At 61.3% G+C, this 25297-nt stretch carries 17 protein-coding genes; 14 read left to right on the top strand and 3 right to left on the bottom strand.

The genetic code is table 11. The annotated features are described in order from the left end of the window. Nucleotides 1-389: 389 nt before the first annotated feature. Nucleotides 390-905, top strand: a complete 516-nt coding sequence (locus tag DXC52_RS03850; protein WP_117746207.1) for a hypothetical protein — start codon at nt 390-392, stop codon at nt 903-905. Between the two features lie 12 nt (nt 906-917). Continuing rightward, entirely contained in the window at nt 918-7046 is a 6129-nt protein-coding gene (locus tag DXC52_RS03855) for a Spy0128 family protein (RefSeq protein WP_117746208.1), read from the top strand. Between the two features lie 606 nt (nt 7047-7652). Here DXC52_RS03855 and DXC52_RS03860 read toward each other — a convergent pair. Beyond that, nucleotides 7653-8282 carry a response regulator transcription factor gene (locus DXC52_RS03860; RefSeq protein WP_117746209.1) on the bottom strand — a complete coding sequence of 210 codons (630 nt, stop codon included), beginning with the start codon at nt 8280-8282 and terminating at the stop codon, nt 7653-7655. Beyond that, nucleotides 8279-9424 carry a sensor histidine kinase gene (locus DXC52_RS03865; protein WP_117746210.1) on the bottom strand — a complete coding sequence of 382 codons (1146 nt, stop codon included), beginning with the start codon at nt 9422-9424 and terminating at the stop codon, nt 8279-8281. Before DXC52_RS03865 ends, DXC52_RS03860 begins: the two co-directional genes overlap by 4 nt. 210 nt (nt 9425-9634) lie before the next feature. Between DXC52_RS03865 and DXC52_RS03870 the strand changes: the two genes are divergently transcribed. The 6 genes from DXC52_RS03870 to DXC52_RS03895 all read left to right on the top strand — a co-directional run bounded on the left by DXC52_RS03870 (nt 9635) and on the right by DXC52_RS03895 (nt 17944). Beyond that, nucleotides 9635-10573, top strand: a complete 939-nt coding sequence (locus tag DXC52_RS03870) for an ABC transporter ATP-binding protein (protein WP_117746211.1) — start codon at nt 9635-9637, stop codon at nt 10571-10573. 9 nt (nt 10574-10582) lie between these two features. Further along, a complete protein-coding gene (locus DXC52_RS03875; protein ID WP_117746212.1) occupies nt 10583-11770 on the top strand; it encodes an ABC transporter permease in 1188 nt (395 codons plus the stop codon). After that, on the top strand, nt 11757-12962 hold the full coding sequence (locus DXC52_RS03880; RefSeq protein WP_117746213.1) for an ABC transporter permease: 1206 nt from the start codon (nt 11757-11759) through the stop codon (nt 12960-12962). Before DXC52_RS03875 ends, DXC52_RS03880 begins: the two co-directional genes overlap by 14 nt. Nucleotides 12963-13239: 277 nt before the next feature. Next, nucleotides 13240-13953 (top strand): ABC transporter ATP-binding protein, encoded by a 714-nt coding sequence (locus DXC52_RS03885; RefSeq protein ID WP_233504793.1) that lies wholly within the window; start codon nt 13240-13242, stop codon nt 13951-13953. Nucleotides 13954-13961: 8 nt separating this feature from the next. Then, nucleotides 13962-16628 (top strand): ABC transporter permease, encoded by a 2667-nt coding sequence (locus DXC52_RS03890; RefSeq protein ID WP_117746215.1) that lies wholly within the window; start codon nt 13962-13964, stop codon nt 16626-16628. 110 nt (nt 16629-16738) lie between these two features. Continuing rightward, the gene (locus tag DXC52_RS03895) at nt 16739-17944 is read left to right on the top strand and encodes a DUF362 domain-containing protein (protein WP_117746216.1); all 1206 of its coding nucleotides are present in this window, start codon (nt 16739-16741) and stop codon (nt 17942-17944) included. A 163-nt stretch (nt 17945-18107) separates the two neighbouring features. On the opposite strand, the gene DXC52_RS03900 is transcribed toward DXC52_RS03895, so the two are convergent. After that, nucleotides 18108-19073, bottom strand: coding sequence for an alpha/beta hydrolase (locus DXC52_RS03900; RefSeq protein ID WP_117746217.1), 966 nt, complete (start codon nt 19071-19073; stop codon nt 18108-18110). Nucleotides 19074-19259: 186 nt separating this feature from the next. On the opposite strand from DXC52_RS03900, the gene DXC52_RS03905 reads away from it, so the two are divergent. The 6 genes from DXC52_RS03905 (at nt 19260) to DXC52_RS03930 (ending at nt 25045) form a co-directional block, all read left to right on the top strand. Beyond that, the gene (locus tag DXC52_RS03905; RefSeq protein ID WP_192919514.1) at nt 19260-19943 is read left to right on the top strand and encodes a hemolysin III family protein; all 684 of its coding nucleotides are present in this window, start codon (nt 19260-19262) and stop codon (nt 19941-19943) included. 110 nt (nt 19944-20053) lie between these two features. Continuing rightward, a complete protein-coding gene (locus DXC52_RS03910) occupies nt 20054-21427 on the top strand; it encodes a hemolysin family protein (RefSeq protein ID WP_117746218.1) in 1374 nt (457 codons plus the stop codon). A gap of 24 nt (nt 21428-21451) precedes the next feature. Next, on the top strand, nt 21452-22285 hold the full coding sequence (locus DXC52_RS10235; protein WP_229025622.1) for a hypothetical protein: 834 nt from the start codon (nt 21452-21454) through the stop codon (nt 22283-22285). A 136-nt stretch (nt 22286-22421) separates the two neighbouring features. Beyond that, nucleotides 22422-22811 (top strand): YtxH domain-containing protein, encoded by a 390-nt coding sequence (locus DXC52_RS03920; protein ID WP_035136593.1) that lies wholly within the window; start codon nt 22422-22424, stop codon nt 22809-22811. Further along, nucleotides 22811-23566, top strand: coding sequence for a PRC-barrel domain containing protein (locus DXC52_RS03925; protein ID WP_117746219.1), 756 nt, complete (start codon nt 22811-22813; stop codon nt 23564-23566). Before DXC52_RS03920 ends, DXC52_RS03925 begins: the two co-directional genes overlap by 1 nt. Before the next feature lie 72 nt (nt 23567-23638). Beyond that, nucleotides 23639-25045 carry a polysaccharide deacetylase family protein gene (locus DXC52_RS03930; RefSeq protein WP_233504795.1) on the top strand — a complete coding sequence of 469 codons (1407 nt, stop codon included), beginning with the start codon at nt 23639-23641 and terminating at the stop codon, nt 25043-25045. Nucleotides 25046-25297 lie beyond the last annotated feature (252 nt).

Below are 25297 nucleotides of genomic sequence, written 5' to 3' on the forward strand. Positions count from 1 at the left end.
AAACAAAACTATGCCGGTTTACGGGGCTGGAGAGTGAACCCCCGACCAAGCCGAAAATCGCGAAACCAAAACCGACGGCTTGCGGTTTTTCAAAAATAGCGGGTATGGATGAGGGCTCTGACTTCAGCCCCGTAATCCGGCATACTTTTGAAATGGCACCATATCCGTAGCAGCCCCTGATTCCCCGGGGACGGAGGAAAGTGGGTCATTTTTGCCTGATGGCTCCGAGTCGCACCCGTTTTCCTGCGAAAACGCCGTGTCTCAACTTTGGTGAGACATTTGTCTCACGCCCAAAACCGAATCTGGAACATGTGTCACCTGCCCTAATTGTGTCTCATTCCGTAACTTTAGGCTGATGCAAGGTCTGAGACCGCGAGAAGGGAGACACGATGAGCAGGTACACGAGGGGTCTCTTGGCGGTGATACTGGCCGTAGTGCTGGTATTGCCAGCCGCAGCATTCGCCATGCTGCCCGAGGCCAACGCCAGGTCCAGCACAGGAATGGATGGACCGACGGCGAGTGAAAAGATCGTCGACTACGACACCAGCGACCACTGGAAGTACTGGGCCGGCGGCATTGACGGCAAGGAAACTACAACTCAAAACGTCGGCCGAATTTGGACCGACAAAACGGTCAAGAAAACCGGAGAAGGCGAAAAGTCGGATTTCCTGACCACGCTGTCTGCCATCTCTTCGACATCCGATACAACGATTTCCGGCAAGCCGCTCGACATCGTGATGGTGCTGGATGCTTCTGGGTCGATGGATGACCCCATGGGTAAGAGCGACAACACAAAGCGTATCAAAGCGCTAAAGAAGGCCGCCAATGGCTTTATTGACACCATTGCGGAGCAGAATGCAAAGATTTCGGACGAGTCCAAGCAGCACAAGGTCGCCATCGTATAGTTTTCGGGCGATATGACTAATCAGGTCGGCAACGGCACTTATCGCAAAGGCGGCTACACCTACAACTACTCGCAGACCATGAAGGATCTGACGCTCTGCAGCAAGGGCAAAGGTAAAGGTGCGGAGAACCTAAAGAGTACGGTCAACTCCATCAGTCCTGCCGGTTCCACGCGCGCCGACTATGGCTTGGAGCTGGCTGATGAGCAATTTTCGTCTGATCGTGCTCGTGCCGACGCCAAGAAGGTCGTCGTCTTCTTCACCGATGGTTCACCTACGAGTTCAAGTGGATTCCAGGCAAGTGTTGCCAATAGCGCCATCAAAAGTGCCAAGAGTCTCAAGAATAAAGGCTCCGACATTTATACGATCGGCATCTTTGACGGCGCAGATCCCAATGCCGTCCCCACGGCTAGAGACACAAGCAATGAGAACAAGTTCATGCATGCCGTGTCGAGCAATTATCCCGACGCAGAATCGTATACGAGCGATATGCTTGGCACACGTGCGGAAAACGCCAATTACTACAAGTCGGCAACCAACGCCGCTGAGCTCGAGAAGATCTTCGAAGAGATCTCGGGAAGCATTATCAAAGCCGGTTACCCGACCGAAGTTCATGACGGCTATGGCGAGCATGAGTCCGGCTACATTACGTTCACCGATAGGCTGGGCGACTTTATGCAGGTCGACGACTTTACGTCCATCGTGTACAACGGCGAGACGTTTGACAAGCCGACAAAGAAGCCCGAAGGCAATGTCGACACTTACAAATTTGCGGGTGCCGCTGCGAACCTGGTCATCACCGTTCAACATGCCGAAGAGGGTAAGCCTCAGGCCGGCGACATCGTAACGGTCAAGATCCCCGCGTCTCTGATTCCGCTGCGCCACTTTAAGATCACCGATGGTGTGCTTACGGTCGACGAGACTGGGCCCATCCAGGTGAACTACACCTCGAGCGTTAAGAAAGACGCGCTCAATAACCTGTTTACGCCCGAGAGTGTACCGGGGCTCGAGGACTACATCAAGAGCAATGTGACCACCACGGAGAACGACTCAAAGACCGTTAGCTTCTACGCGAACAAGTGGAACCGCGGCCAGCTGGGCGATACGATCGCGAACTTTGAGCCCGCCGATTCCAACCGCTACTACTATTTCCAGAAGAATACCCCCATTTACACGGATAAGGACTGCAAGACGCCAGCGAAGGACCAGCTCCCGCTGGCTGCCAAGGGCTCCTATTACTACAAGGATGAGTTTGAGGTAGCGGGCGAAGGCGGCAAGGTTGAATCCAGTACTGCCGTTATCGAGTTTACCGGCGAAGACGCCGCGAGCTCTGAGGGCGCCTTCGTGCGCGACACGAGCGGAAACCTGTCGTTCAAGAAGGGAACCGCACGCCTTGCCTTTATTGACGAGCTCCACACCACCAAGGAGCGCGTGGGTGGTAACCCCACCGGCACCGCGACCGACGTGCTCAACCCCAAGTGGAACAACAACGCCACGGAGGTTGACGTTCACCTGGGCAACAACGGCAAGATTAGCTATAAGTTGACGCCGGCAACGGTGGATACCAAGGCCGACTTTGGCTTGACCAAGGTGCTCGAGGGCCGCGACTGGACGGATACCGATGAGTTTAAGTTTGAGCTCTCCGCGACGTCCGAGAACGACGCTCCGATGCCTGCGCGCACTGACGCGACCGTGCGCAATGGCGATACGACCATCGATTTCGGTAAGATTACCTACAACAAGCCGGGCGAGTACACCTATGAGGTCCGCGAGGTCGCAGGCAAGCTGGGTGGCATCACCTACAGCGATTACGTCGCGAAGATTACCGTAAAGGTAACCGTCGATACTGCCGGAAAGCTGACGGCTGAGGTCACAAAGCCCGAGGACAAGGTGTTCACCAATACCTATAGCGCCAAGACGGAAACCCCGCTGACTCTTGAGGCCACCAAGACGCTCTCAGGGCGTCCGATGGCCGATGACGAATTCAAGTTTGCATTGAGCTATGCGGGGCACGACGAGGCTCTGCTAGAGACCACCAACAAGGGTGGCAAGGTTGAGTTCGGTCCGCTGACGTACACGACCAAGTCGCTCGCCAAGCTGGTCAAGGAAGACAAGGCATCGTTTGATGTTAGCTCAGGCAAACCCACGTGGACCATTCATTACATCGCTGCCGAGCAGATCGGCGAGCTGCCCGCGGGCGTGAGCGCTACCGTGTCGGCAATTGACGCGTATGTGACCGTTGTCGACAACGGCGATGGTACCCTGACGGCGACGGCTGTCTACGGCGACGCCGGCAACAAGTTTGTGAACGCCTACACTGCCGCACCCGTCAAGGCATCGCTTGTGGGCAAGAAGAATCTGCAGGTTTCCGACGGCCTGACCCCGGCCGACATTACCGGCAAGTTCACCTTTACCGTGACCGGCGAAGAGGACGCGCCTATGCCTGCGAGCACGAGCGTGCACAACGACGCCGACGGCAAGGTCGACTTTGGCGAGATCACCTTTAAGCTCGACGACCTTAACAATGCTCTGGGCGAGAAGCCCGAGAAGCGCGAGCACACCTTTACCTACACCGTGACCGAGTCCGGCGAGGTCGCTGGCGTGACCAACGACGCCAAGCTGTCGCGCGAGGTTTCCTTCACCGTGACTGATAACGGCAAAGGTAAACTGAGCGTATCCCGTAACGCGGACGGCGATGCGGCATTTACGTTCACCAATGCCTATAACGTGAAGCATATCGAGAAAAGCGTTACCGACCAGGTCATCGCGACCAAGGTCCTGACCGGACGCGACCTCAAGGACGGCGAGTTCTCCTTCGAGCTCGTCGAGGGCGGCAAGGTCGTTGCCAAGGGCACCAACGCCGCCGACGGCAAGATTGCAATGGACAAGATCACCTACGACAAGCCCGGCAAGCACACCTACACGCTGCGCGAGGCCAAGGGTAATGTCGCCGGCATTACCTACAGCACCGCCGAGTACACCATCGTGACCACCATCACCGACAACGGTGACGGCACGCTCAACGCTACGCATGAGCTGAAGGGAGCCGGCGAGGCGAAGTTCAACAACAGCTATAAGCCGAACCCCAACGAGTTCAGTGTCACCGACCAGATCACCGCGACCAAGGTTCTGACCGGTCGCACGCTCAAGGACGGCGAGTTTAGCTTCAAGCTCGTCGAGGGCGACAAGGTCGTTGCCAAGGGCACCAACACTGCCGATGGCAAGATTGCAATGGACAAGATCACCTACGACAAGCCCGGCAAGCACATCTACACGCTGCGCGAGGTCAACGGCGGAACCACCAGCAAGGGCATTACCTACAGCGATGCCAAGTTCACCATCGAGACCACCATCACGGACAACGGCGATGGCACCCTCAAGGCCGAGCATGTCCTGAAGGGCGCCACGCCTGCGACCTTCGAGAACACTTACAGCGTGACCCCGACCGATGCAGACCTCGACTTTGGCCTGAGCAAGGCCATCGACGGTCGCGAGTGGACGGATGGGGACGAGTTCAGCTTTACCATCACCGCCCCCGACGGCACCCCGCTGCCCAATCCTGCAACCGTAACCGTGAACAAGCGCGACGCGAAGGACGGCATCGCCGCCATCAAGTTCGGCAAGATTCGCTACACGGCTGCCGGAACCTACAAGTACGAGATCCGCGAGAACGCGGGCAGCACGGTCGGCATGACGTATGACGAGCATGTCGCGACCGCCGAAGTGACCGTGACTGAGAACGGCGAGGGCAAGCTGATCGCCAACGTCGCCAAGAAGGAAAACGGACGCTTTACCAACACGTACCGCACTGAGCTCAACTACACCGCGGCCGGCGGCCTCAAGCTCAGCAAGACCCTCTCCGGACGTCCCATGACCGAGGGCCAGTTCACCTTTACCGTGACGCCTGCCGACGAGGCTTCGGCCAACGCACTTGGCCTGCTGCCCGGAGCCAACGAATTCAAGTCCCCCGCGACGGCAGAGGGAACGGTCGGCCTGATTGACATCCTGGCCGGTCATGAGGTCAAGTTTACGCAGGCTGACGCCGGTAAGACCTTCAAATACACCGTGGCCGAGAAGAACGACGACCAGCCCGGCTACACCTACGACGACGCTGTCCGCACCGTGACAATCGCCATCGCCGACGACACCGCCGGTACGCTCACCGCCACGACGACCGTTTCTGGCGGCCCCGAGGGCACGCTGGTGACCGAGTACAAGACTGGTGCCGCTGCGGTCGGCAGCGCCGTGGTCCCGTTCGTCAACAGCTATAGCGCTACGACTAACACGACTGGTGGTGAAGCCGCTCAGGTCGTTGCCACCAAGACCCTGACCGGTCGCCCGATGGCCGACGGCGAGTTCTACTTTGGCATCGCCTACGCAGGCGAGAAGGAAGCCATTGAGGGCACGTGCACTACCAACGTTAATGGGCAGGTAAGCTTCGGTTTCCTGCATTACACCACCGAGATGCTCGCCGACCTGGTGAATGCCAAGCGCGCTATCCGCACCGATAAGGATGCCAGGCTTGCATGGACTATCGGTTACACCGCCTTCGAGTTCACGCCGCAGCTCGCGGCCAAGGGCATCACGGCCGAAACGCCGAGCTTTAGCTTTAAGGTCATCGTCGTCGATAACGGCAACGGTACCCTGACGGCGAAGCCTGTCTACGACGGCATCAAGCCCGAGTTCAAGAACGTCTACGGCGCCGATGCCGTTGATGCCGCGCTCGCCGGCACCAAGAAGCTCCAGGCCGCCGAGGGCCTGACCCCGGCCGACATCGCGGGTAAGTTCACCTTCACCGTGACCGCCGACGAGGCGGGCGCCCCGATGCCCGAGTACGCGACCGCAACCAACGACGCGGCCGGCAACGTGGACTTTGGCAAGATCCACTTTACGCTCGATGATCTCAACCGCGCCCTGGGCGTGACGACCGATGCGACCGATAAGGCCGAGGCAGACGAAGCTGACGAAGCCGAGGCCGACGAGGCAGAGGCTGAAGAGGCCGACGTCGACGCTGATGCCAACGCCGACGAGTCCAGCGACGAGTCCGAGTCCGCAGCCCCCACCGCTCCGCGCTCGCACACCTTTACCTACACGGTGACCGAGTCCGGTAGCGCCCCTGGCGTGACCAACGACGCCAACGCCACGCGTAAGGTTTCCTACACCGTGACTGACGACGGTGCCGGACATCTGAGCGTCAAGCGCGAAGGCGTTGACCCTGCGGCTTTCACGTTCACCAACACCTACAGCGTGACGCCCGTCGATTCGTACGTGACCGATCAGGTCAAGACGGTCAAGCGTCTGACCGGACGCGACCTTGCAGCTGGCGAGTTCACGTTTGATCTGCTTGAGAACGGCGTGGTTGTCGCGAGCGGCACCAACGACGTCAACGGCAACGTTACGCTGAGTCCGATCCACTATGAGGCGCCCGGCACGCACACGTACACGCTGCGCGAGGCTTGCCCCAACGCGCTCGGCCTGTACAAGGGCGTCACCTATGACGGCGCGACCTACACCGTCGTGACCACCGTCTCCGACAACGGCGACGGCACGCTGACCGCGACGCACAAGCTCGAGGGAACCACCGAGTCGGCTGGCTTTACCAACAAGTATCACGCCATGCCCACGCAGGTCTCCATCGGCGCGATCAAGGTGCTCGAGGGACGCGAGCTCAAGAAGGACGAGTTTAGCTTTAAGCTCGTTGGCGAGGACATCGAGTCCACCGTCACCAACGATGCCGACGGCAAGATCAACTTCGACAAGTTCGAGTACGACGAGCCCGGTACGTACGTCTACACCATCAGCGAGGTCAAGGGCGACGAGACCGGTATGACCTATGACAAGTCCGTCTTTACCGCGACCGTCAACGTGGTCGACGGCGGCGAGGGCAACCTCAAGGCGAGCGTCGCCTATACCAAGGGCGACAAGAGCGTCGAGGGCATCGTGTTTAACAACACGTACAAGAAGCCCGAAACGCCCGTGCCGACGCCCGACCCCGGCACGCCCAAGACCGTGACGAATATCGTCAAGACGGTCAAGGGTTTCCTGCCTACTACGGGTGACCAGCAGGCAGCCGCGCTGCTCATGGCGTTTGTCGTCGCCATGTCCGGCGTCGGTGCCCTGATCTGGGGCATCCGTAAGCGCTAGGCGCACTGACAGCGCCCGGGGCCAAGGGCCCCGGGCCGCTGGCGGGGAGCCAAAACATAGCCCCCACCCCACCCCCAGCCGCCACGGAGGCGTCTCCCTTCTCCGTGGCGGCACTTTTGTGCGCGGGGGAGGAGAGCGCGCCACAAAACCGGCCCATCTACTACGTTTAACTGCCTATCCCCGACCATGCCGAAAAGCTCGGAAACAAAACCGCAGGTAGAACGCCTGCGGTTTTGTTCAAAACGAGGGTGTGGTCGGGGGTATCGAACCAAACGTAGTAGATGGGTCGATTTCGTGGCGAGCGCTGCCAAATGATCCCCCGGGGACGGAGGAAAACGGATCAATTTTGGTCCCGCGGGGCTTGCGGAGGCCCCCGCGCGGGGCTGCCCGAACAAAACTATGCCGGTTTACGGGGCTGAGTCGCGAACTCCCAACCATGCCGACATTCGGGAAAATAAACCCGCAGGTAGACGAGTTGCCATTTTGCGGAAAACGAGAGCATGGACGGGGTTTCCAGGTTTAGCCCCGTAAACCGGCATAGTTTTGAAATGGCATTAAATCGGTAGCAGCCATTTAGCTATGCTGGGGCGGTCGGCCGTTGGTTGATTACCCTCGCAGGTAGGCGATGGCGATTTGGGTGCGGTTGCGCAGGCCCATTTTGGCCAGGATCGAGCTGATGTGGTTTCGCACCGTGCCTTCGCCCATATAGGCGGTGGCGGCAATCTCCTTGTTGTCGAGGCCGCGGGCAATGAGCTCGGCGACCTCGAACTCGCGGTCGGTCAGGGCCGCAAAGGCTGCGGGGCGGCGGGGCGTGCCGGCCTCGGCGCCCGTCCCATCAAAATCGACATCCTCGATTGCCTTGCCCTCCAGCACGCGCTTGCCATCCATGACCTGCGCCAGCGCTGGCGGAATGGCGGCGACATCGGTCTTGATCAGATAGCCGCGGGCGCCCAGCTTGAGCGCCGACACAATGTACTCGTCATCAGAAAACGTGGTCAGGAACACCACGCGTGCTGCGGGGTCGCGCTCAAGGATCTCGCGTGCCGCCGAAAGTCCGTCGCGCCCCGGCATCTGAATGTCGAGCAGTGCGATATCGGGCGCGTGCTCAGCGTAGAGCGCCACCGCGTCGTTGCCGTTGGCGCCGGTACCCACCACCTCGATCTGCGGCTGGGCACCCAGGATGATCTTGAGCGAATCGACCACCAGGCGGTCGTCGTCGACAACGATGAGCCTCATCGGTCCTCATCTCCTTGCGGTTTGGGAACGGTGGCAAACACGCGCCAGCCGCCGGCGCCGACACGCGGGCCGGCGGTGAAGGTGCCGCCAAGCGCCTCGACGCGCTCGCGCATGGAGGCGAGCCCCATGCCTTCTGCGACGTTGCTGCTGCTCGCCGGGGTCGCGTCCGCGCCATCGTCGGTAACGATGAGCTGGTAAAACGACGGATGCTCCATGCACCGTACGGTAATGGTTTTGGCATGGGCGTGGCGCATGGCGTTGGAAAGCGCCTCGCGCAGGACCGCCGCAAAGCAGTTGGCGACATTTGCGGGCGCATGCTCGGCCAAAGCTTCAAGCTCAACCTGCGGGCCGCCGTCCGAGCGTGCGCCTTCAACGATGCAATCGAGCTGTACGGAGAGGTCGACGGCGTTGTCGTTGAGGGCGTGGACGCTGGCGCGTACGAGCTGGAGCGCCTCGTCAACCGTGCGTTTGACGTCGGCAAAGTCGGCGGCAATCCTGGGCTCGTTGGCGTGGACCACGCGCAGGGCCTCGGTCTGCAACGAAGCACGCGTGAGCTGGTGGCCGACGTTGTCGTGAATTTCGCGCGCGATGCGGGCGCGCTCGGCCAGGGTCGCAAGTTCGACCTCATAGTCCTGGCGATCGGCGAGGTCGCGGTTGCGCGCTTCGAGCGCGAGGGCTCGTTCCTGCAGTTCGTCGCGGGTACGGCGCATGCGCTGCTGCTCGCGTTCCAACTGGGCGGTGCGTAGCGATAGCAAGGTGGCGGCAACCGAAAGGATGGCGGTCAGCAGGAGCGTTCGGGCGGTAAGCGCGTCGGTGCGAAGGTCCGCGATGAGCGCAAAGGCAAAGACGGAGCCAATGCCCAGCGCGACCCAGGCGTGCTCACGGCGCACGCGCCGCGCGATGTCATAGAAGGCGAGAGGCGCAAGCGGCACAAACGGCGGTACGAAAACTGCCGCGATGATGTAAACGTAGCTCGCGGTCTCGCTCGCACGGCGGGCGCGGTTTCCCTGTGCGACCTCGGCCAGCGAGGTGGCAATAACGCCAAGGCAAAACGCCGCGACCAGGCGAGCGTCCACAGCAAGACCCACGGCGGCCGCAATACAGCACGCCAGCACGATCGATTTGTCGAAAAGCCTGTTCATACGGGTATTGTACGCGAAGCCGCGCGTGGTGGAGGGGCTGCCTGCGCAACCGTGACATTCCTCCCGTGCGGCAAAGCGGCGTCGATCGCTCGCGCGAGCGGGGGTTTCGCCTCCGCCCCCTCGCACTCGTGACAAAGCTCACTGGCGCGCGTCGGCGGCTCCTGCGATGATGCAATCGTACCGGGCCGCAATCAACGGAAGGGCCACCTCATGACAGACATCATTCACGTCGAAAACCTCGTCAAGCGCTACGACGATCTTATCGCGCTCGACCACTTTAACCTGAGCATCGCCCCCGGCGAGATCTTTGGCCTGCTGGGCCCCAACGGCTCGGGCAAGACCACGTCCATCAACTGTATTCTGCAGCTGCTCGCCTACGACAAGGGCACCATCGAGCTGTTCGGCGAGCCCATGACGCCCGCCCGCTACGACCTCAAGCGCCGCATCGGCGTGGTGCCGCAACAGGTGGCGGTGTTCGACGAGCTCACCGTGCGCGAGAACATCGACTATTTCTGCAGTCTCTACGTCAACGACCGCAAACGCCGCCGCGCGCTGGTGGACGAGGCGATTGACTTTGTCGGCCTGGGCGACTTTACCAAGTTTCGCCCCGGCAAGCTCTCGGGCGGCCTGGCGCGTCGTCTCAACATTGCCTGCGGCATCGCGCACAAGCCCGAGCTCATCTTTTTTGACGAACCCACGGTGGCGGTCGACCCGCAAAGCCGCAACGCCATCCTGGAGGGCATCTGCCGCCTGCGCGACGAGGGCGCCACGGTGGTGTATACCAGCCATTACATGGAGGAAGTCGAGCAGATCTGCAGCCGCATCATGATCATGGACGGTGGGCGCGTGCTGGCGCAGGGCACTAACGACGAGCTCAAGCGCATGATTCAGATGGGCGAGAAGATTGTAATCGAGGTCGGCGAGGTTCCGAGTGCGGCGCTCGGTGCCGTCGCAAGCCTGCCGCACGTTCTGGACCTTTCGGCAACGGCGGGACAGCTCACGTTTTCGTGCGAAGCGAGCCCGCACAACCTGACGGACATTCTCGATGCGCTGCGCTCGCATGACGTGCCGCTCGGCCGCATCTATTCCGAACCGCCGACCCTCAACGACGTGTTCCTCGAGATCACCGGCCGCGAGCTGCGCGACTAGGGGGCGGCCATGTTCAACACCATCATCACCACGGTCAAGACGCTGCTGCGCCGGCCGAGCACGTGGGTCTGGGGCGCTCTCTTTCCTATCGCGCTTTCCACGATGTTCATGTTTATGTTTGCGAACCTCAGCTCCGACGGCACGGTCGACCCGGTGCCGGTTGCCGTCGTGGCGGACGAGGCCTGGGATGCCTCGACCTTTAAGGATGTGGCAGCTTCGCTTGCCAAGGCAGGCGACGACCAGCTGCTCGATGTGAGCGAGTACGAAGACTTGGCTGTCGCGCGCAAAGCGCTCAAGGCCGGCGAGGTCGCGGGCATCTATACGGTTGATGCCGCGGGCACGCCCAGGCTCACGCTGCTGTCGAGTTACGACAGCTCGCGCGCCTCGTCGGTGCTCACCGACCGCAGCATCCTTGAAACGGTGGCAAGCTCGTATACGCAAAATGCCGAGCTCATGGCCCAGATTGCTCAAGATGACCCGGCGGCGCTCGCCGACCCGGAGGCGGTTGCGCGCGCTCTGTCACTCGAGGGCGGAACCCGCCGCGTGAGCCTGACTCGTGCCACGCCCGATGGCACGGTTATCTACTACTACGCGCTCTTTGGCCTGGTCGCGATGATGTCTGCCGAGTTTGCCGCCTTGAGCGTCGTCGATTTGCAGCCTAATCTGTCGGGCCTTGGCGCGCGCCGCTGCGTGGGCGGTCTTTCCAAGACGGCATCGCTGGCCGGTATCTTTGTGGGCTCGTGGCTGGTTTCCTTTGTCTCGATGACGATCGCGATCGGCTACGTGCGACTGGTCGTGGGCGTCGACTTTGGCGGTCGTGAAGGGCTGTGTCTGGTGGGCGGCGCCGCTTCCGCGCTAGCCGCCACGGGCTTGGGGCTCTTTGTGGGCACGCTTCCCGTTAAAGGCGGCAAGGCGTCCAAGTCGGGCATCCTCACGGGCTTTGCCACCACGTGCGCCCTGTTCGCCGGCCTCTACGGCGAGCCGGCGATGGCGCTTGCCGGCGACGTCGCCCGCGCCTGCCCGGCCGAGTGCTGGCTCAATCCCGTCAAGCTTATCTGCGACATGTTCAACCGCCTGTATTTCTTTGAGGACCTGGGCCCCTTTGCCGTTCGCGCCGGCGCGCTGGTCCTTATGGCGCTGCTGTTCGTTGTCGCCGACACGCTGATCTTTGGAAGGAGCCGCTATGAGCACCTTTAAGACCGCGCTTCGCATGGCGCTGGCGCACCCGTTCTACCTGCTCATCTACACGGTGTTCATCTCGCTCATGGGCGTATTCATCGCGGCCTCGGTGAGCTGGAACTCGTCGCAGCTTACCGAGTACAAGCCCTACGACGCCAACGTGATCGTGGTCGACCGCGACAATAGCGACCTTTCGCGGGCGCTCACCAAGCACCTGGGCTCACGCTTTGAGCTGGTCACGGGCGTTGGCGACGATACGTACGATCTTGCGGACGCGCTTTCTAAGAGCAACAGCGCCAAGGGTAGCGCCGACTGCGTGTTCTTTATCCCGGAGGGGTTTGAGGACGATCTCGTTGCAGCCGCCCGCGCGGGGGAGTCCCTGCCCAAGCTCGATGTGACCTACGGTGCCGGCACCATGGCGGCGGCGCTTTCGTCTGCCGAGGCCTCGCGCTGGATCTCGCTCGCGGGCGCTGCGGCGGCGCTTGAGCCCACTGCCTCTGACGGCGACGTGGCCAAGGCCGCCGAGTACGCCGCCGCCAAACGCGCCGAGGTCCAGATCGAGCAGGTCAAGGTCGACTCGACCGCCGCCGCGACGCTCGAGTCGTACTTCAACTTTGGCGCGTACGCGATTATCTCGTCGGTCATCGTGTCGGTGGGTCTGGTGTTCTCGGGCATGAACAAGCCCGAGCGCGTTCGCCGCATGGACGCCGGCCCGGTCTCCGAGCGCCAGCGCTCGCTTGCCGTGTTTGCGGCCGCCGCCGTGCTCACCGTCTGTATTTGGTTTGTGTCGAGCATGATGGGCGTTGTGGGCTTTGCCAGCGAGGTCGCCGAGGTTGGCGTGGGCCGCGTGTGCCTGGCGCTGGCGGCGACGTTTGCCTTGGCGTGCACGCCCCTGGCCGTTGGCTTTACGCTGTCGAGCCTGGGTGCGCGCGAGGAGTTGCTCAACGGTGTGGGTAACCTGCTCGGTATGCTCATGACGTTTTTGGGCGGTGCCTGGATGCCACTGTCGCTCATGGGGTCGGCCGTGCAGACCGTGGCGCACTTTGTGCCGACGTATTGGGTGAACGATGCGATCGGCAAGGCGCTTGCGTCGGACCTGACGTCTGCCGTGCTGGGCGACATTGCCTGCGACCTGGGCGTCACCGTGCTCTTCGCCGCCGCCATCGCCGCCGTAGGCCTAGCCCTCACGCACACCAAATCCCACGCCTAGCCACCTAGCCATCGGGTACTCATTGGGGACAGACTTAAACGACCAAGAGTAGTCATTGGGGACAGACTTAAACGACTAGTCATTGGGACAGTCTTTGCCGATCTACCGCTTCGCCGGCTGGGTTGGCAAGGACTGTCCCCATTTGCCGGCAGGAAAGGAACGTCCCTAACTGCCGGGTGACTAGTTTGAAATAAATGCCATATGTCGCGCAAAAATAGTTCGCCTGGGTTTACTATAGCCCTAGAAAAGTAGCAGAAGGCTAACAATGGGGGATAGTATGGCGACGAAGCAAGCCTACGTCCAGGTTAAGGACCTCAAAAAACACTACGGCGACGGCGATGCGCGCCTGACGGTACTCGATGGCATCGACGCGTCCATCAACCGCGGCGAGATCTGCGTCATGCTGGGTCCCTCGGGCTCGGGCAAGTCGACCTTTCTCAACCTGATCGGCGGCCTGGAGGATGCCGACGCCGGCTCTATTCTGGTGGACGGCTGCGACCTCACCACGCTCAACGCCGCCGACCTGGGTGAGTATCGCCGCCGTGAGCTGGGCTTTGTCTTCCAGTTCTACAACCTGGTGCCCGATCTCACCATCAAGGAAAACATCGAGGTCACGGCGCACCTGTCCAAAAACCCGCTCAACATTGACGAGCTGCTGCGCTCGCTGGGCCTCTATGAACATCGCAACAAGTTCCCGCGCCAGGTCTCGGGCGGCCAGCAGCAGCGTTGCGCCATCGGTCGCGCGCTCGTCAAAAACCCGGGCCTGCTGCTGTGCGACGAGCCCACGGGTGCGCTTGACTATAAGACGTCCAAGGAAATCTTGCAGCTCATGGAAGATGTCAACCGCACCTACGGCTGCACCATCATCATTGTCACCCACAATGCCGCCATCGCCCGCATGGCCAATCGCGTGCTGCGCCTGCGCGACGGGCGCATCGTCGAGGACGAGCTCAACGAGTCGCCCGTTGCGGCTGCCGAGCTCGATTGGTAGGCGGCGCCATGACACCTCTCGCAAAACGTCTCCCGCGCGAGCTGCGCCGCAATATCGGCAAGTACCTGGGCATCTTTTTGCTTATGTGCGGAAGCATCGCTCTCACCTCGGGCTTTTTGCTCGCAGCGCATTCCATCGGCTGCCTTATCGACGACATGCGCGATGCGTACACGATTGAGGACGGCCGCGTGACCACCTCCTTCGAGGCTACCGACGACCAGCTCAAGGCCGCCGAGGATGCCGCCAGTGACGTCGGCGGCGTCACGCTCTATAAGAATTTCTCCATTGACGCCGTCATCAAAAAGACCGCCGGCGACGATGGCACCAAGCGCACGCTGCGCACCTATGCGCACCGCACCAAGGTCGATATCGCGTCCTACTGTGAGGGCAAGGAGCCCAAGACGGACGATGAGGTGGCCATCGACCGTGTCTTTGCCACCAACAACGACCTTGCCGTGGGCGATGAGGTTGAGCTCGAGGGCCGCACCTATACCATTTGCGGCATCATGACCCAGCCCGATAGCCAGGCGCTGTTCCTCAACAATTCGGACTTTACGGTGAACACCATCACGTACGGCGTGGCCGAGGTCACCGATGGCGGCTTTGCCGCGCTCGAGGATGCCGGTGGCGCACCCGCCTACACCTACTCCTTCACCTTTACCGATCGCGACCTCCCCACCGCGGACCGCATTGACGCCGAGCAAGATATGGTCGAGGCGCTGACCGACGCCGATGCGCGCGTGGACGATCTGATCGACGCCGATTCCAACCAGGGCATTGGCTATGCGCGCGACGACGTGGACGGCGACTCTATGATGTGGATGACGCTGCTCGACATCATCATCGTGATCATGGCGTTTGTCTTTGTGGTCCTTACCGACGCCACCATCGAGGAGGAGAGCGCCATCATCGGCACGTTGCTCGCCAGCGGCTATCGTCGACGCGAGATCGTGCTGCACTACCTTGCGCTTCCCGCTATCGTGGGCGTGGTCGCGGCGCTTTTGGGCACTGCGCTCGGAGTTGTGTTCTTTACCGAGCCCATGCGCAGCCTCTATTACGGTTCGTACAGCCTGCCACCTTTCCAGGTGTACTGGAGCTGGGAGATCTTTGTGAAGTGTGCCGTGGTTCCCGCCGCCGCGCTCATTCTCATCACGCTGGTGGGCCTGCTTCGCAAGATGGGCAAGACGCCGCTGCAGTTTCTTCGCCACGAGGCGAGCGGCAAATCGGGCACCAAGCGCGGCTTGCAGCTGCCGGAGCGCATGGGTTTTGTTTCCCGCTTCCGCCTGCGTATCTTCCTGCGTAACCTGGGTAACTTCGCCACGCTCTTTGTGGGCATTGCGTTTGCCTCGCTGCTGATGCTCTTTGGCCTGGCGATCCTGCCCACGATGACGCACTATGCGGACAACCTCGAGACAAGCCTGGTCGCCGAACACCAGTACACGCTCAAGGCGCCGCTGGAGCTCGAGGGCACTGCCGAGGAGCGCGAGCAGTGGTCGGCACTCGAGCGCCTGCAGTCGGTGGACGGTGCGCTCCTCACCGCCGCCCAAGATGCCGATGACGAGCTTGACGACGTGGCCGATGCGGCGCAGACGGCAGCTGATGCCGTGACCGCATCTCCGTCTGCCGAGAGCCTGGCCGCAGTGCAGGACGCGCTCGCCAAGGTCCAGGACAAGAAGGATGCGCTTTACGCGCGCCTTGACGATCTTGCCGATGCCCTCGGCTGCAACCGCGACGAGGCTATCGACCTGATCGACAAGGCCTCTAAGATCGACACTGACAACGACGACATTCACCCGGTTAACACGACCGATAACGGTGCAGACAAGATTGCGCAGACCGAGAAATATGCCGTTTACCAGCTGCAATACGACCGCGGCGATGGTAATGGCGAGGAGACGATTTCCGTCTACGGCATCTCGCCCGATTCGCGCTATTGGAAAGACCTCAACGTTGGCGATGGGCGCGTCGTCTTTGGCGGCGGCCTGCTCGACAAGTTTGGCTGGAGCGAGGGCCAGAAGGTCACGCTCATCGACAAGTACGAGGGGGAGCATTATTCCCTTGAGTACGCGGGCAAGGACTGTGCCTGGGGCTCCAAGTCGGACATGAATATCTATATGAGTATCGACGACTTTAACGAGCTGTTCGGCAACGACGCCGCCTACTTTAACGGCTATGTGAGCGACGAGAAGCTCGACCTCGATGCTCGTTACTTTGCCGGCGACACCACGCCCGACGACATGCGCGCCGTGGGCGACCAGTTCATCGGCATGATGAGCAAAATGATCGGCATGATGGTCGGGCTCGCGGTGTTTATCTTCCTGCTGTTTATGTACCTGCTGACCAAGGCGGTGATCGACCACAGCGCCCGTTCGATCAGCTACATGAAAGTCTTTGGCTATCGCGATAGAGAGATCTCGCATCTGTACATCCGCTCGATCACGCTGTGCGTGGCGGTGTCGCTCGTGCTGAGCCTGCCGGTGATCATCGGCTCGCTCACGGCCATCTTCCGCTCGATGCTGCTCGCCTACAACGGCAATATCGAGATCTACGTGCCCGCTTGGTCTATGGCTGCATGCGTCGGCATTGGCTTTGCGACCTACCTGGTCGTGGCACTGCTGCACACGCGCTCCATCAAGCGCGTCAGCCTGGCCGAAGCCCTCAAGGTGCAGGAGTAGTCATTTAAGAACGTCCCCAATGACTAGGTGCCGTACTTGACTTTAACTCTGCTTTAACTGGTACCATCCTCTTATGTCTGTAACGCCATATAGACCGAGGGGATAGATCTATGACCGCAACTGCACCCGCAGCACCCGCTAAGGTGTACTTCACCAACCTGCGCACGCATGCTCGCGAGAGCCAGCTCGACAAGCTCAAGCGCCTCATTCGTCACGCCGGTATTGAGCAGATCGACTTCGAGAACAAGTTCGTCGCCATCAAGATTCACTTTGGCGAGCTGGGCAACCTGAGCTTTTTGCGCCCCAACTACGCCCGCGCCGTCGCGGACGTGGTGAAGGAGCTGGGCGGCAAGCCCTTCCTCACCGACTGCAATACGCTCTACGTCGGTAGCCGCAAAAACGCGCTCGAGCACATTGACACCGCCTACCAGAACGGCTTTACCCCGTATGCCACGGGCTGCCAGGTCATCATCGCCGATGGCCTCAAGGGCACCGACGAGGCGCTCGTCCCGGTCGAGGGCGGCGAGTACGTGCACGAGGCCAAGATCGGTCAGGCGCTCATGGATGCCGATATCGTGATCAGCCTCACCCACTTTAAGGGTCATGAGCAGGCCGGTTTTGGCGGCGCCATGAAGAACCTGGGCATGGGAGGCGGCAGCCGTGCCGGCAAGATGGAGCAGCATGCCGCCGGCAAGCCGAACGTCGCGGCCGAGCACTGCGTTGGCTGCCGCGCCTGCGAAAAGATCTGCGCGCACAACGCTGTCTCGTTCGACGACACCCGCGAGCGCGAGCTTGCCAACGGCAACACCCGCACGGTTCACGTCGCTGCCATCGACCACGATCGCTGCGTGGGCTGCGGACGCTGCATTGCGGCATGCAACCAGGACTGCATCAAGCCCGGCTATGACGCCGCGGCCGACGTGCTCAACTGCAAGATCGCCGAGTATACAAAGGCCGTTGTCGACGGCCGCCCGAGCTTCCACATCTCGCTTGCCATGGACATCAGCCCCAATTGCGATTGCCATCCCGAAAACGACACGCCTATCGTCAACGATATCGGCATGTTTGCGAGCTTCGACCCGGTCGCCATCGATCAGGCCTGCGCCGATGCCGTCATGGCATCCGAGCCGCTGCCCAACACCGAGCTCACCGATAGCGCGGCCAAGATGGAGCACAACCACGAGCATCTGGAGGGCGAGCAGGCCAAGGATCCCTTCTGCATCACGCATCCCGACACCGACTGGCGAGTGTGCATCGCGCATGCCGAGAAGATCGGCCTGGGCACGAGCAAGTACGAGCTTATCGAGGTCAAGTAGCGCCTAGCTATTGGACAAAATAAGCGCCTTTGTAGCGTAAGTTGAGCAAAAGCCGCCCGTGAGCACAGCGCCCACGGGCGGCTTTTTGGAAGTGCGAGGAAAATCGAATAGCGCCGACCACAAACCGATTTTTGGCAACAAAACCCCAGACGTTGCTTTTTGCCTAAAAGTGCTCGTCGAGGAAGTTATTGACTGTGTTCCAGTAGAGCTCGGGGTCAACTTGCGCACTCTTGGCGTGGGTGGCGCCATGGATAGTGAGCTTTTGCTTGACCTTGCTGGCGCACGTGTCGTAGTTTTGGTCGAGCATGCTGTACGGTACAAAGGTGTCCTGGTCGCCGTGGATAAACAGCATGGGAACTGTCGCGTGTTCGAGTTGCTCCACACTGCTCGCCTTATGAAAGTCGTAGCCTGCGCGCACGTTGCACACTAAGTTTGCTACATCGAGCAAGGGAAAGCTGGGCAGGCCGAACACGTCCTTGAGCTGCAGAGAAAACTCGTCCCAAACACTCGTATAACCGCAGTCCTCGATAATGCATTTCACGTTTGCGGGCAGAGATTCCCCCGCGACGTTCATGGCGGTTGCCGCACCCATCGACTCGCCAAAGACCAGGATGCGCGCCTCGGGGTCAGCCTGAACGATTCGCTCGATCCATGCGACGATGTCGAGGCGCTCGGGCCAGCCCATGCCGATATAGTCGCCGCCGGAGCGCTCGTGGGCGCGGGCGGCGGGTGCGAGTACGTTCATGCCGCGGTCGTGGAATCGCTTGACGTATCGGGCCATACCGATGGGCTCGTTGGTATATCCATGCAGGCAGACTGCGTAGTCGTGCGTGCTCTCCGACGCAGCAAAATACCAGGCGGCGAGCTCAGTCCCGTCGTCCGCGGTGAGGCTGCTGCTCTCGCGGTTCTCTTTAAACCACGCCCGCGCCTCGCCCTCCTCGGCGTCCATCTGCTCGCCCTTTTCGGCGTCCTTGCTGTCCTGCATCATCTTCATGGTGTAGGGCGCTTGGGGATTCAGGGCAAAGTCGAACAAGAAGTTGCCGGCAAACCCCAACAGCGCGACAACGAGCACCAGCGCAACGACGCCGGCTATCTTGAGCTTTCGATGGGAACGTGCGTTTTGAGACATAGGAAGCTTTCCTATAAGATGTTAATACATCAACATTTAATGCAAGCGCATTATGGACGTTCGCCGTTGATGCGTCAACAGGCAAAGAATGGGTAAACAAAGGGTCACGTATGGTGCAAATTTCGCACGTACCTAGACGCTTTGATATAGTGTTGAGAACTCTTTACGTTGGAGGATGTAACCGGCATGTCCGATTCGAGCGACAGTTCTAAGCCGCGACCCAAGACCGCGGCCGTTCCACACTACACGGTGGGCGAGGAGATCATGAACTCCGTCACCCATGGTGTCGGCTGCCTGCTGGGTATCGCGGGCCTGGTGCTCCTGATCGTATTCGCTGCCCTGCGCGGCGGAGGCCCGGCCCACATGGCCGCGGCGATTGTCTATGGTGTCAGCATTATTCTCGAATACCTAGCCTCCACGCTCTACCACGCGATTCAGCCCGCGCGCGCCAAGCGCGTGTTTCGCATCATCGACCACAGCTGCATCTACCTGCTCATAGCCGGCAGCTATACGCCGTTTTGCCTCATCACGCTCGCAAACGACGGCGGCGCTGTGCTGTTCTTTGCCGTATGGGCCATCGCCATCATCGGCATTGCCCTCGAGTGCTTCCTGCGCGAGCGCCAGCCACATTGGGTAAGCGGCGTGGTCTATCTGCTGATGGGCTGGCTCGTCGTCTTTAAGCTGCCCGAGCTCGTGTCGCTGCTCAACCCCGTGGCACTTGCCCTGCTCGCTGTCGGCGGCGTGTGCTACACCGTGGGCGTGCCGTTCTACATCGCCAAAAACGTGCGCTACCTGCACAGTGTGTTTCACCTGTGGGTGCTCGCCGGCAGTATCTTCCAGTTCATGGCGGTGATCCTCTTCGTAATCTAGCGACCACGCCTGCGCGCCCGCGTCCTTGTTTGGGCGCCGGTGCAATTGCCGTATCCGCCGTCAACGTTTTAATCCGACGTCCCGAATCTTGGAGGTTCGAGAAACTCCCGATGGACATAACCATCTCCCTTATCACCACCCTCGTTTTGACCCTCATCAACGGCTACTTCTCTATGTCCGAGATGGCGCTCACCACGGCCAAGCGCGCCGTGCTGGAGCACGAGGCCGAGGAAGGCGACAAGCGCGCCGAGCATGCCATTAAGCTAGCTGCCGACTCCGACCAGCTGCTCGCCACCATCCAGGTTGCCATTACGCTCGTGGGCTTCGCCTCGTCCGCCGTCGCCTCGACGAGTCTGTCCGACCCGCTCGCCACGTGGCTCATGAGCTTTGGCATCGCGCCGCTCTCCGCCATCGCGCGCGGCCTGGCGCCGGTCATCATTACCGTCGCGGTCGCCTTCGTATCCATCGTGATCGGCGAGCTCGTCCCCAAGCGCATCGGCCTGGCCAATGCCGAGGGCGTGTCCAAGCAGGTCGTGGGCCCGCTTTCCGTGTTCCAGAAGATCGCCCGTCCGCTCGTGTGGCTGACTGGCGCTTGCTCCGATGGCCTGGCCCGCATCCTGCGCATCAAGAGTGCCGACGACCGCCAGAACGTCTCGGAAGAAGAGATCAAGTACATGGTCTCGGAGCAGGACGACCTGCTCGACGAGGAAAAGCGCATGATCCACGAGATCTTCGACCTGGGCGACACCGTTGCCCGCGAGGTCATGGTGCCGCGCGTGGACACCACCATGTGCGAGGACGACGAGACGGTCGCCGACGTGCTGTCCACCATGCGTCAGACCGGCTTTAGCCGCATCCCCGTCTATCACGAGGATCCCGACAACGTTGCCGGCATCGCGCACATCAAGGACCTGATCCAGCCTGCGCTCGATGGCAAGGGCGACCAGCCTATCGCCGGGTTCTTGCGCGACGCGGCCTTTGTGCCCGATACCAAGGATATCCTGCCGCTGCTGTCCGAGATGCAGACCTCGCACGACCAAATCGTGGTCGTCGTGGACGAGTACGGCGGTACGGCCGGCATCATCACCATCGAGGACATCGTCGAGGAGATCGTGGGCGAGATCGAGGACGAGTTCGACCCCGACAACAAGTACCTCACGCGCCTTTCGCGCCGCGAGTGGCTCGTCGATGGGCGTTTTTCGTGCGATGACGCGATTGAGCTTGGTTGGCCGCTCGAGGAAAGCGATGATTATGAGACCATCGCCGGCTGGATTTTGGAGCTTTGCGACTCGGTGCCCGACATCGGAGAGGTGTTTGAGGTTGCAGGGTACAAGTTCAAGGTGCAGTCGATGCGTGGCCAGCGCATCTCGCTCATCCGCGTGATCGCTCCGGCCGAAACCGATAAGAAGGATTCCGAGTCTTCGGCAGAGAAGCCGGCGACGTCGGGTGCGGGCTCTGTGGATCCGCATGATGGCGACGAGTAGGGCAAGGAAGAGTAGGGGAGAGTTATGGCAGGCCTGTTCAACATCCTTAAGGTCACCGTCAGCGAGGACAAGATCTGCGCGCATGTGCTGGTGAACCCCGGCATGCCGCTCATGACCTCGGAGGATATCGAGGCCACGGCGCGCGTGTATTACCTGGTGCCGGCGATTGCCAAGCACCTGTGCCTGGGTGATTCCGGTCGCGAGTTCCAGGACTGCATGGGCCAGACCGAGCTTTGCCATCTGCTTGAGCATGTGACGGTCGAGCTCATGAACGAGACCGGTCTTGCCGGCAGCATTTCGTGCGGCCGCACGCGCGTAAGCGAGCACGACGAGCGCGTCTTTGAGGTTGAGCTTTCGTGCCCCGACGACGCGCTGGCCATCGGTGCGCTGTCGTCGGCAACCTTTATGATGGACTGGGCGTACCTGCACGCCGACCAGCCTGCCCCCGACGTGGAGGGCACGGTCGCGGGCCTGCGCAACCTGGTACTGGGCATGCGCGCCGAGGCCGAGGGCAAGGATCCTCACGAGGCCGTCGCCGCTGCGAACGGCGAAGATGCTGCCGAGGACGAGGGCGCTGACGAGGGCGATGTGCCGGTCGACGCCGAGCCCGTTGCCGATGCGACCGCCGAGCCCGTTCCCGCCGAGCCCCAGGGCGTCCCCAACTTTGACGACGAGCCCCAGGTGGCGATTGATACCGAGGGCGCGGTTGCCGAGAACCACGAGGCCTCCGCTGCCGTCTTTGGCGGTGCTGCGACGGTTCCGGCAGGACCTGCGCATGAGGGCGGCCTGCCGCTCGTGGACGGCGCCGGCGAGGACCCGGGTGCCACGGTGGCCATGCCGGCTATGCCCCAAGAGTAGGCCTACGCGTTTATCACCATCACGTACCTGCGCCTTTGCCGTACGCAGATGAGCGGAGCGGCAAGTGATGCGCTGCGGGTATAATGGACAGCATTCAAACGGTGGGCACCGACGTGCCTGCAGGAGAGGAATGATCATGGGTAAGACTTTCAGCTTTGTCTCCGGCGCACTTTTTGGTGCCGCTGCCGGCGCTATTGTCGGCGTTGCTCTGGCCCCGCGCTCGGGCGCCGAGACCCGCGCCATGGCTGCCGATATCGCCAACGACGCCTGGGACAATATGCGCGACACCTACGAGCACAGCGCCGAGGAGGCCCGTGCTGCGGTGAATGACTTTGGCCCGATGGTCGACGCCAAGACCGATGACCTGCGCGCCAAGGTCGACCTGGCCCGCGAGCGCATGGACCAGCTGCGCGAGCAGCTCAACGACGCCATTTCGGGCGGCAACGTGACGCCTGCCGCCGACGTCGTGGTCGAGAACGCCGTCGAGGCTGATACCGAGGCTGCGGAGCCCTCGACCGAGGCATAATGCGCGCCGGGGATTTTGTCGGCGCCAAGATCTATCGCAAGCCTACCGAGGACAAGCGCACCAAAAAGGACGGCACGCCGCGCAGCCCTAAAAAGCTCGGAAAGATTCACTTTCCGGTCTTTACTCCGGGCGGTACGCGCGTGGTCGGCTTTATGGTCCGCCAGTCCGATATCGCGGGCATGATCGAGCGCCCCGACCGATTCGTAGCGCTCGACGCCATTGGTGTCTACGAGGGCGCCATCGCGGTCGATGACGTCAAGGGCACCTACGATGCCGCCGCCGCCAAGCGCCTCGACATCAACCTGGACGATTGCATCATCTGGGTCGGTATGGACGTGCGCACGGAATCGGGCGACGTCGTGGGCTATTGCTCGGACGTGGAGTTCAAGCCACGCTCGGGCATCGTGCAGGCATTCTATGTGACCGCCGGTGCTGCTTCGAGTGTTTTGGTTGGTGACACGCAGGTGCCGCCGACGATGCTGCGCGGCTATGCGGACGGCGCGATGATTGTTTCGGACGAGGTCAAGTCGCTCGGGTATTCGGGCGGCGCCGCCGCAAAGGCTGCCGAGGCAAGCGTCGTGGTGGGCGATAAGGTCAAGAAGGGCGCCAAGGTGCTCGATGACAAGGGATCGGTTGCCGTGGACAAAGGCAGTCGCGCACTGGGCAAGCAGCTCGGCAAGACGCGCGGCATGTTCAAGGCCTTTAAGGACGAATACCAAAAGGCGAGCGGAGGCTCGTCAAAAGCTACAAAATAGCGACGTACCAAATGATGGGAGGCAAGCCGGAGACCTGTTGCTCCGGCTTGCTGTGTTTATGGGGGAGGGCACATGCGCCAAAACGGATCCAACTTAAACGGGCGTTCGGGTGCGCGTCCGACGGCGCGCCGCGACCTGGGGCAGCTGCCCAGCGGTCAGCGCAAGCGTCACCGTAAGCCCGGCGCGATGTATCTCAACCATAGCCGCGGCTTTAGCGGCCGCAGCGCTCGCATCGGCAACAGCCGTACGCCCCGTCGTTCGTCTCGCTTGCCCTATGCGCTCATTGCCGTGGGTTGCGCACTCGTGCTGTTTATCGCTGCCGTCGTGGGCTACGTCAACCGCAGTGTGGACGTGGAGCTCAACGGCCAGAAGACCGCGGTGCGTGTGGGCTCTACGCTGCAGAATCTCATCGACGACCAGGAGTTGACTGACACCTACGACGCAGGCGACCTGCTGGCCGTCGATGACAGCGTGCTCAAGCGCCATGGGGGCGAAAAGCTGTCGGTGAAGGTCGACGGCAAGCGCGTGAAGCAGGGCAAATGGGATAGCCGCGAACTTGAGGGCGGCGAGAAGGTGACGGTCAAGGATGGCCGTAACATCTACGAGAAGCACGAGGTTCAGGCTACGGTTATCGAGCCCAAGCTCAAGGTCGAGGGTACGGGCGCTATCGAGTATGTGCAGACGTGGGGTGTCCAGGGCCGCTCCGAGGTGTGGGTTGGTGAGCAGTCGGGCAAGACGCAAGACCGCGGCGAGGTTGTGCCCGCCACCGATTGCGTCGTTGCGTGCGCCAGCGTGGCGCCCAAGGGCAACAAAAAGTACGTGGCGCTGACGTTTGACGAGGGTCCGAGCGGCGCCACCAAGCAGATCCTGCAGGTGCTCAAGGAAAAGGGCGTCACCGCGACGTTCTTCCTTTCGGGCGATGCGGCCGAGGCCTCGCCTGCCACGGCCAAGGCGATTGTCGATGCCGGGTGCGAGATCGGATCCAACAGCTACAGCGACGATTCGCTCAAGGGTCGGGACCGTGAGGCGGTACGCGAACAGATCACGAAAGGCACCGATGCGATTAAGTCGGCGACCGGCGTGAAGACGATGCTGCTGCGTGCTCCCTACGCTGCCTTTGACGAGCAAAACTGGATTGATGCGATGGACCTGGTCTCCGCCGTGGTCTCGTGGAATATTGACTCGGGCGACTGGCTGCTCAACGGTGCCGACGAGCAAGTCTCGACGGTGCTCGATTCGGTGACGCCGGGCAATATCGTGCTGCTCACCGATAGAGACGAATGCGCCGAGCAGACACTCGAGGCGCTGCCGCAGATTATCGACGGCCTTGTCGCCGACGGCTACAAGATCGTGACGCTCAGCGACCTGGTCAAGACAGACACGTCGCTGAGCAAAAAGCTCACCTCGTTGACGAAGGTCGCCATGCCCAAGGACGCCGTGTTCCCCCAACTTGCCGAGGACGACGACACCACAGAGTAGTCATTGGGTAGTCGTTTAAGAACGTCCCCAACAGCTATGTCACGGATGCGTCAGCGTTTGGTATGCCTGCAATGTGCAGCGCATAAATTCGATGCCGCAGGGCGATGCTGATGCTATAGTTACTGCGGTTAATGAGGGTCAAGAGAAAGGTTACAGGTGAAATCCAAACCTCGACCATACAGTCGATGACCCCATGCAGGTGCTATTTGCGCATGCACGGGGTGTAAGCGTCGAGCGGCGTGCCGCCCGCGC

This window comes from Collinsella sp. TF05-9AC (genome assembly GCF_003438495.1).
GTDB lineage: Bacteria > Actinomycetota > Coriobacteriia > Coriobacteriales > Coriobacteriaceae > Collinsella.